9 protein-coding genes are annotated in these 8,701 nt (G+C 69.4%); 7 read left to right on the forward strand and 2 right to left on the reverse strand.

Annotation, left to right across the window (positions count from 1 at the left end; all coding sequences use genetic code 11):
- Window positions 1-312: 312 nt before the first annotated feature.
- The 3 genes from tatA to tatC are packed head-to-tail and all read left to right on the forward strand — an operon-like array spanning window position 313 to window position 1,697.
- Window positions 313-540 carry a twin-arginine translocase TatA/TatE family subunit gene (gene tatA, locus FW784_RS10320; RefSeq protein ID WP_149353262.1) on the forward strand — a complete coding sequence of 76 codons (228 nt, stop codon included), beginning with the start codon at window positions 313-315 and terminating at the stop codon, window positions 538-540.
- Window positions 541-556: 16 nt separating this feature from the next.
- The gene (tatB, locus tag FW784_RS10325; protein WP_149353263.1) at window positions 557-973 is read left to right on the forward strand and encodes a Sec-independent protein translocase protein TatB; all 417 of its coding nucleotides are present in this window, start codon (window positions 557-559) and stop codon (window positions 971-973) included.
- Window positions 960-1,697 carry a twin-arginine translocase subunit TatC gene (tatC, locus tag FW784_RS10330; RefSeq protein WP_149353264.1) on the forward strand — a complete coding sequence of 246 codons (738 nt, stop codon included), beginning with the start codon at window positions 960-962 and terminating at the stop codon, window positions 1,695-1,697. The genes tatB and tatC overlap by 14 nt, the downstream gene beginning before the upstream one ends.
- Before the next feature lie 3 nt (window positions 1,698-1,700).
- On the opposite strand, the gene FW784_RS10335 is transcribed toward tatC, so the two are convergent.
- Together FW784_RS10335 and FW784_RS10340 are read right to left on the reverse strand one after the other, a co-directional pair.
- Entirely contained in the window at window positions 1,701-2,627 is a 927-nt protein-coding gene (locus FW784_RS10335; RefSeq protein ID WP_149353265.1) for a hypothetical protein, read from the reverse strand.
- Window positions 2,624-3,355, reverse strand: coding sequence for a glutamine amidotransferase (locus tag FW784_RS10340; protein WP_268890908.1), 732 nt, complete (start codon window positions 3,353-3,355; stop codon window positions 2,624-2,626). Before FW784_RS10340 ends, FW784_RS10335 begins: the two co-directional genes overlap by 4 nt.
- Window positions 3,356-3,496: 141 nt before the next feature.
- On the opposite strand from FW784_RS10340, the gene glyQ reads away from it, so the two are divergent.
- The 4 genes from glyQ to FW784_RS10360 all read left to right on the forward strand — a co-directional run.
- Window positions 3,497-4,408 carry a glycine--tRNA ligase subunit alpha gene (gene glyQ, locus FW784_RS10345; RefSeq protein ID WP_425481632.1) on the forward strand — a complete coding sequence of 304 codons (912 nt, stop codon included), beginning with the start codon at window positions 3,497-3,499 and terminating at the stop codon, window positions 4,406-4,408.
- Window positions 4,405-5,055 (forward strand): glutathione S-transferase family protein, encoded by a 651-nt coding sequence (locus FW784_RS10350; RefSeq protein WP_149353267.1) that lies wholly within the window; start codon window positions 4,405-4,407, stop codon window positions 5,053-5,055. Before glyQ ends, FW784_RS10350 begins: the two co-directional genes overlap by 4 nt.
- Window positions 5,052-7,238: a glycine--tRNA ligase subunit beta gene (glyS, locus tag FW784_RS10355; RefSeq protein ID WP_149353268.1), complete on the forward strand. Its 2,187-nt coding sequence runs from the start codon at window positions 5,052-5,054 to the stop codon at window positions 7,236-7,238. The genes FW784_RS10350 and glyS overlap by 4 nt, the downstream gene beginning before the upstream one ends.
- Before the next feature lie 48 nt (window positions 7,239-7,286).
- The coding region (locus tag FW784_RS10360) for an autotransporter assembly complex protein TamA (RefSeq protein WP_149353269.1) at window positions 7,287-8,701 on the forward strand (1,415 nt) is incomplete at its 3' end.

Consider the following 8,701-nt stretch of genomic DNA (forward strand, 5'->3'; position numbering starts at 1 on the left):
CGACGACGCCGGCCGCGGCCGCTGCGACCAGCACCAGCGCGACGCCCGCCGCCGCCGATCCCAAGCCGCAGCCGTTCCAGAACGCCGAGCCCGCGGTAAAGACCGAACCGCTGCCGTAAACCCCGTCGCGGGTGCTGCGTTATCCTGAGCACACCGTTATTGCGAGCGTCCGTGCGCGGCCCTGGCCGTTCCGCGGGCCGCGCGCATCGGCGGTGACCGACCCGTGCGCATTGCGAAGAGCCCTCGCGCACGGGTTCCGTTCCACCAAAGCCGACACGTTCGAGCGCGTCCGCTCAACGGCAGGAGAAACGCATGTTTGGGTTGAGCGCGGGCCATCTGATCGTCCTGTTGATCATCGTCGTCCTGATCTTCGGGACGAGCCGCCTGAAGACCGCCGGCAAGGATCTCGGCGACGCCGTGCGCGGCTTCAAGCAGGGCCTGCACGGCGACGAGGAGCCGCGACTGCGCGACGAGCGCCGCACCGACGACCTCGACGTGCGCAGCCGCGACACCAGCGATACCGACCGCGACCGTCGCTGAGCAGCCGCGCGGCGCCATGTTCGACGTCGGTTTCTCCGAGCTGCTGCTCACCGCTTTCGTCGCGTTGATCGTGCTCGGCCCCGAACGCCTGCCCAAGGCCGCGCGCCTGGCCGGCATGTGGATACGCCGCGCACGCTCGCAGTGGCAGGCGGTCAGGACCGAACTGGAAAACGAGATCGCCGACGAGGACATGCGTCGCAGCATCCTCGGCGCCCGCGACGACCTGCGCGAAGCGCAGGCGTCATTGCGGGCGCAACTGGCGGATGTCGAAGCGCGAATGACGCGCGCGCACGATGCGCCGGACCCGCCCGGGCAGCCGGCGCTCACCGACGCCACACCGCTGCAGGCGCAGCTCGCCGACGTCGAAGCGTCGATGACCGCGCCCGCCCCGGCCGCGGATACGCCGCCGATCGCACCGCATGAGCAGCGCTGACGCGCACCGCCCACCGGAGACGCCGCGCCTGCTCGATCACCTGATCGAACTGCGCGCGCGGCTGCTGCGCGGCGCAGTCGGCGTCATCCTCGCCTTCCTCGGGCTGATGCCGTTTGCCGGCAAGCTCTACACGCAACTCGCGCATCCGCTGCTGAAGACGCTGCCCAATTCCGGCCACCTGATCGCGACCGATCCCGCCGGTGGCTTCTTCGTCCCGATGAAGCTCGCCTTCATGACGGCGGTGTTCGTCACCGCGCCGTGGCTGCTCTACCAGGCCTGGGCGTTCGTCGCGCCGGGGCTCTACCGCCGCGAGAAGCGCATCGCGCTGCCGCTGCTGGTGTCGGCGGTGACGCTGTTCTACGTCGGCTGTGCGTTCGCCTATTTCGTGGTGCTGCCGGCCGCGTTCGGCTTCCTCGCGCGCTTCACGCCCGACGTCGTGGCGCAGACGCCCGACATCGGCAAGTACCTCGACTTCGTGTCGGTCATCTTCCTCGCCTTCGGCGCCAGCTTCGAGCTGCCGGTGGCGCTGGTGATCCTGGTGCTGCTCGGCTGGGTGACGACCGCGCAGCTGCGCGAATGGCGCGGTTACGCGGTCGTCGCCATCTTCGCGGTGGCGGCGGTGATCACGCCGCCCGACGTGGTATCGCAGCTGATGCTCGCGGTGCCCATGTGCCTGCTGTACGAGGCCGGCATCATCGCCGCGCGCGTGGTCGGCAAGCGCTGACGCTCAGGCTTCGATCTGGACCAGGGCGGGCCTGACCGTGTCGTCGTCGCCCGCGCGCTCGAACATGTCGCGCCAGGCGTAGTAGCTGCCGGCCACCAGCACCACCAGCACGGTCACGCTGAAGGCGCCGAGCACCAGCAGCGTCACGGCGACACCGAGCGCGGGGTTCACGAGCGCCGCGATGCCGGCGACCACCGTCGCGATCAGGCCGATGAAAAGCCCGGCCACCACGAAGCCCACGATGAAGATCAGCGAGGCCAGCAAATTCGCGCCGAGGTTCACGATCGACGCCCGGAAGCCCAGCTTCAGGCTTTCGACCAGGCTCACCCGCGTCAGCATGATCAATGGCACGCACAGCAGCATCAGCGCGGCGCTGAAGTAGTTGAAGACGAACTGCACGAGCTGCAGCACGAACAGGAGCGCGGGATGCTCGGGATTGGGCGGCACGATCACGTGCCCGCTCATCGCGCCCTGGGCGGCCTTCATGCTTTCGGCCCAGTAGTCGGGGCCGGCCAGCACCACGATCAACGTGGCGCAGGCCAGGTTGAACACGATCTGCACCAGGCCCAGCGCCATCAGCGGGCGCGCGTGGCCGTGCCCGAACGCGCTGAACAGGTCGCGCGCGCGCGCCGGACGGCCTTCCTCGGCGGCATGCATCACGCCGATCAGCCCGGCGAGCAGCACCGGCAGCACCAGCGTGACTACGACGAACAGCGAGATCGCGGTGGTGGCGATCTCGCGCAGCGTCATGTCGGTGCGACCTTCCAGCCGCGCCGCGACGGGCAGCACCGCAAGCACGGCGAACAGGTACAGCGTGGCGAGGAACAACGCGGCCGCACCGAACACCGCGCGCGGATTGCGCACGCCGACGTTGACGGCCGCCTTCATCCAGTCGAGCCCGCGCGAGACCGGCACCTTCAATACGTTCACGGGCGCGCCTCCGGACGATGCCGCGCGTAGTGCGCGAACCTTCGCAGCACGCGCCGCGCGTGCGGCGTGGCGCCGACGCCGCGGTGCGCGGCATCGGGACACAGCCCTTCGCGCTGCAGCGCGGTGCGACGCGCGCGAACGTAGCCGTGCATGTGCGTGGCGCTGAACTCCGGGTGGAACTGCACGCCCCAGACATGCTCCCGCCAGCGGTAGGCATGCACCGGATCGTGCTCCGAGCGCGCCAGCAGCGTGGCGCCCTCGGGCGCGCGCAGCACCGACTGCAGATGGGTCGCCTGCGCGTCGAAGCGCGTCGGCAGGCCGGTGAAAAGCACGTCCGCGTCCGACTGAGGCAGCCGCTCGATCTCGACCGTGCCCATCTCGCGCCCTTCCGGGTGCCAGCCCACTTCCCCGCCCAGGGCATGGGCGATCAGCTGGTGCCCGTAGCAGATGCCGAACAGGGGCGTGCCCGCATGGGCGGCGGCGCCGAGCCACTCGGCCGTGCGCTCGCTCCAGTCGAGGCGCTCGGTGACCATCGCGCCGGAGCCGCTGATGATCACGCCGGCGAAGCCGTCGTGCGCCGGCAACGGCGCGCCGCGTTCGACGTCGACGACCACCGCGGCGTCGCGCGGCAGTGCGGCGGCGGTGCGGATCCAATGGGAGAAGCCGCCGTGGCGGCGCATCGACGCGACCGGCTGGCCGGTTTCGATAATCAGTACAGGGCGGGTCACGGTCGGGCCAGATGAGCCATGGGACAGGCATCGGCCCGGCGACGCGCGCGTCGCGATCGTGCCGGTGACGGCCCGTAAAAAGGAGGGAAAAACGCCGTCGCTATACTAGCCCGCTTTCCGCGGCCCGGTATGGAACGAAGCATGACGGCCCCCACGTTCCAGCAGCTCATCCAGCGCCTCAACGCCTTCTGGGGCGACAAGGGCTGCACGCTCATCCAGCCGCTCGACCTCGAGGTCGGCGCCGGCACCTTCCACCCCGCGACGTTCCTGCGCGCGCTCGGCCCCGAGCCGTGGAACGCGGCCTACGTGCAGCCGTGCCGCCGCCCCACCGACGGCCGCTACGGCGAGAACCCCAACCGCCTGCAGCGCTACTACCAGTACCAGGTGGTGATGAAGCCCTCGCCGGCGAACATCGTCGAGCTGTATTTCGACTCGCTGAAGGCGCTGGGCGTCGACCCGCTGATCCATGACCTGCGCCTGGTCGAGGACAACTGGGAGTCCCCGACCCTCGGCGCCTGGGGCCTGGGCTGGGAGGTCTGGCTCAACGGCATGGAAGTCACGCAGTTCACGTACTTCCAGCAGGCCGGCGGGCTGGAATGCCGCCCCGTCCTCGGCGAGATCACCTACGGCCTCGAGCGGCTCTGCATGTACCTGCAGAACGTCGACAACGTGTTCGACATCGTCTGGACGATCGGCCCGGACGGCACACCCGTCACCTACCGGGACGTGTACCACCAGAACGAAGTCGAGCAGAGCACGTACAACTTCGAGCATGCCGACGTGGCCGAGCTGTTCCACCGCTTCGACGCCTGCGAGGCCGAGGCGCTCAAGCTCATCGACCTGGGCCTGCCGCTGCCCGCGTACGACCAGGTCTGCAAGGCCTCGCACAGCTTCAACCTGCTCGACGCGCGCCGCGCGATCAGCGTCACCGAACGCCAGCGCTACATCCTGCGCGTCCGCAAGCTGTCGCAGGGCGTGGCGCAGGCCTACTACGCGCAACGCGAGAAGCTCGGTTTCCCGGGGCTGAAGAAGCGCGACGAGGCCGCGGCATGATCCTCATCGGCATGTACGACTCGCCATTCACCCGCCGCGTCGCCATCGCGCTGGCGCTGCGTGGCATCGCGTTCGAACACCGCGCGTGGTCGGTCGGCGCCGACTTCGACCGCATCCGCGAGTACTCCCCGCTCGGCCGCGTGCCGGTGCTGGTGCTGGACGACGGCGAAGCGCTGATGGAATCGTCGTCGATCCTCGACTGGATCCAGCACGAAACCGACGGCGTGCCACTGCTCCCCGCCAGTGGCCGCGACCGCCGCGAAGCGATGCGCCTGATCGGGCTGGCCAGCGGCGCGGCAGACCGCTGCGTCGCGATGGTGCTCGAGCGCATCTTCCATTCCGAGGCGCAGCAGTCGCAGGCATTCCTCGCCCGCAGCCTGTCGCAGATCGAGGGCGTGTTCGGTGCGCTCGACGCCGCCTGTGCGGCGCGCGGCGGGAACTGGCTCGTCGGCGACGCGATGACGCTCGCCGACATCACCATCGCCTGCTACGTCACGCACAGCCGCCACGCCGCGCCCGTCGATCTCGCGCGCTGGCCCGCGCTGATGGCGCACGTCGAGCGTTGCGAAGCGCTCGAGGTTTTCGCCGCGCACTACGCGCCGTTCTATGTGCCGCAGCCGAAAGGCGCCAAGGAAGTCACCGAATGAAGCCGCTGCTGATCGAACTGGGCACCGAAGAGTTGCCGGTCAAGGCGCTTTCCGGGCTCGCGCAGTCATTCTTCGACGGCGTCGTCGCCGGGCTGGACAGACGCGGCATCGCGGTCGATCGCAGCGGCGCGAAGCCGCTCTACACGCCGCGCCGGCTGGCCGTCGCCTTGCCGGGCGTGGCCGACACGCAGCCCGAGCAGAAATCCGAAGTGCTCGGCCCCTACGTCAACATCGCGCTCGATGCAAACGGTGCACCGACGCGCGCGCTCGATGGTTTCGCGCAGAAGGCCGGCGTCGACTGGACGCAACTCGAGCGCACGGCCGACGCCAAGGGCGAGCGTTTCGTGCATCGCGCGGTTAAACCGGGGGCGTCCACCGCATCGCTGCTCGGCGAGATCCTGGCCGAGGCGGTCGCGGGCATGCCGATTCCCAAGCCCATGCGCTGGGGCGCCAACGACTTCGGCTTCGCGCGGCCGGTACATTGGCTCGTCGTGCTGCTCGGTGGCGACGTCGTTGACGTCGAATTGCTGGGCGTGAGCGCTGATCGAATGAGTCGCGGCCACCGCTTCATGTTCGACAAGCCGGTGTGGTTCACCGATCCGACCGATTACGTCGAGTCGCTGCGCACCGCGAAGGTGCTGGTCGATCCCGACGAGCGCCGCGGCCGCATCCGCGCCGAGGTCGAGCGCGCGGCACGGTCGGTCGGCGGCAGCGCGCGCATCGAGGCGGGCATCCTCGAGGAAGTGAACGGCCTGGTCGAATGGCCGAAGGCGGTGCTGTGCAGCTTCCCGCGCGAGTTCCTGCGCGTGCCGCAGGAAGCGCTGATCGCCACCATGGAATCCAACCAGAAATTCTTCCCGGTGCTCGATTCGAGCGATCGCCTGTCCGAGCATTTCGTCGGCATCGCCAACATCGAATCCAGCGACGAGGCCGAAGTGCGCAAGGGCTACGAGCGCGTGATCCGGCCGCGCTTTGCCGATGCCGGCTTCTTCTTCGACGAGGACCTCAAACAGGGCCTCACGGCGATGGGCGAGGGGCTCGCGTCGGTGACTTACCAGGCCAAGCTCGGCACGGTGGCCGACAAGGCCGCGCGCATCGCCACGCTCGCCGAAGCGCTCGCTGCCGAAGTCGATGTCGATCCGGCGCTCGCGCGACGCGCGGCCCAGGTGTCGAAGAACGACCTGCAGTCGCGCATGGTCGGCGAGTTCCCGGAACTGCAGGGCATCGCCGGGCGTTACTACGCGCTGTACGACGAATCGCTCGCCGACGTCGGCGACGTGCCGCGTTACGAACTGGCGCAGGCGCTCGATGAAATCTACATGCCGCGTTTCGCGGCCGATTCGATCGCGCCATCGAAGCTCGGGCAGGTTCTGGCGATCGCCGAGCGTCTCGATACGCTCGCCGGCGGTTTCGCCGCCGGCCTGCGTCCCACCGGCAACAAGGATCCCTTCGCGCTACGTCGCAATGCACTGGGGCTGGCGCGCACGCTGCTGGAAGGTGGCTTCGACGTGAACCTGCACGGCCTGCTCGCCACTGCGCTGGATCAGGTCGCATTCGCCAAGACGTTCGAGGAGGCGAAGAAGCGCGCGGCTGCGCTGGTGGTCGCGCAGGCGCACGGCGTAGCGGCGGCGACAACCGTGCCGGTAGCCGGGGGCGCCTCCTTCGCCGAAGCCGTCGAGGTCACCCAGTTCGTGTACGACCGCCTGCGCGGTTATTACGCAGAGCGCGGCGTGACCGTGCAGCAGTTCGACGCGGTGCTGCATGCGGTGCACGAATCGCTGCCCGACTTCGACGCACGCCTCAACGCCATCCGCGAGTTCGCGAAGTTGCCGGAAGCCGAGGCGCTCGCCGCGGCCAACAAGCGCATCGGCAACATCCTGCGCAAGGCCGAGGGCGAGGTGCCGACCGCGCCCGATCCGTCGCGGTACACCGAGGACGCCGAACACGCGCTGGGCGCGGCCGTGGACGCGGCGATCGCCGACACCGACCCGATGCTCGAACGCCGCGACTATGCCGGCGCGCTCGCACGCCTTGCGCAGCTGCGTCCGGTGGTGGACGCGTTCTTCGACAAGGTGATGGTCAACGTCGACGACGAAGCGGTGCGGCGCAATCGACTGGCGTTGCTGCAGCGCCTCGCCGATCGGCTCGGCCGCGTCGCCGCGATCGAATACCTGTCGGGTTGAGGGTCGGCGTCACGGCCGCATCAACGTTGCCGTCGCTATCCTGATCCGATGCCGACTTTCCCCCACGACCGGCGCGCCCTCCTGCTCGTAGTGCTCGCATGCGTCGCCAACCCCGCGTGGGCGGCGCGCGTCTCGCGCGTCGATGTCACCGGCGTCGACGAGGCGATGACCGCCAACATCCGCGAATCGTTGTCGATCAGCGACGAGACCGGGCAGGACGTCACCGACCGCCGCCTCGACTACCTCGTCGCGCAGGTCGAACCGGAAGTGCGCAGCGCGCTCGAGCCGTTCGGCTACTACGCGCCGGTGATCCACGTGACGCGCGATGGCGACGTGCTGCGCGTGGCCGTGGAAGCCGGGCCGCCGGTGAAGATCCGGCGCGAATCGGTGCGGGTCGAGGGCGATGCGGGCGTCGACGCGCCGGTGCGCAAGGAAGTCGATGCGTTCCAGCCGGTCGCGGGCGACGTGCTCGACCATGCGGTTTACGAAGCCAGCAAGACACGCATCTCGCGCGTGCTGGCCGAACGCGGCTATTTCGACGCCGACCTGACCGCGCATCGGGTCGAAGTGACGCGTGCCACGGGCAGTGCCGACATCGACCTGCTCTGGCAGAGCGGCGCGCGCTATCGCATGGGCACGGTGTCGTTCACGCAGACGCCGACCTCGGTGGTCGATGAGTCGCTGCTGCGCAAGCTGGTGCGCTGGACGCCCGGCGCGCCCTTCCACCAGGACCGGGTGGAACGCCTGCGCGAATCGCTGCAGCGTCTCGACTATTTTTCCGGCATCGACGTCGCCGCCGTGCCCGACAAGGCGGTGAACCGCGAAGTGCCGGTCGACGTGACCCTGACGCCGGCCAAGCGCAGCGTCTATACCGCGGGCCTGAGCTACGGCTCCGACAGCGGCGCGGGCGTGCGGCTTGGCGTGGACCGTCGCTACCTGAATCGCCGCGGCCACAAGGCGACCGCGCAGCTGGATCTCGCGCAGCGGCGCAAGACGCTCACGTTGCAGTACCGCATTCCCGCGTTCGCCTGGGTCGACGGCTGGTACACGTTCGCACTGCAGGCGGCGGACGAGCAGACCGTCTTCATCGACAACCGCCGCGTCGAGTTCGTCGCCAGCCGCAGCGGTCAGGTGAGCCGCAAGCTCGAGGCGGTGGTCGGGCTGCACGTGTTGCGCGAGCGCTGGGCCTACGCTGCGGAACAGGACACCGACCCGAGCACGCCACCGGCGTTTCGCTATGCGTCGTTCGCGTATCCCTCGTTCGACGCGACCTACACCGATGTCGACGACCGGCTGATGCCGCGTCGCGGCTTCGGCGCCAGCGCGTTCCTTCGCGGCGGCCGCGGCAGTGCGGGCAGCGACGGCGGCGTGCTGTTCGCGCAGGCGCATGGGACGCTCATCGGTTACCACGGGTTCGGCCCGCGCAGCCGGCTGATCACGCGCGGCGAGCTCGGGCACACGTG

It is taken from the genome of Cognatilysobacter lacus (assembly GCF_008274655.1).
Lineage (GTDB): Bacteria > Pseudomonadota > Gammaproteobacteria > Xanthomonadales > Xanthomonadaceae > Cognatilysobacter > Cognatilysobacter lacus.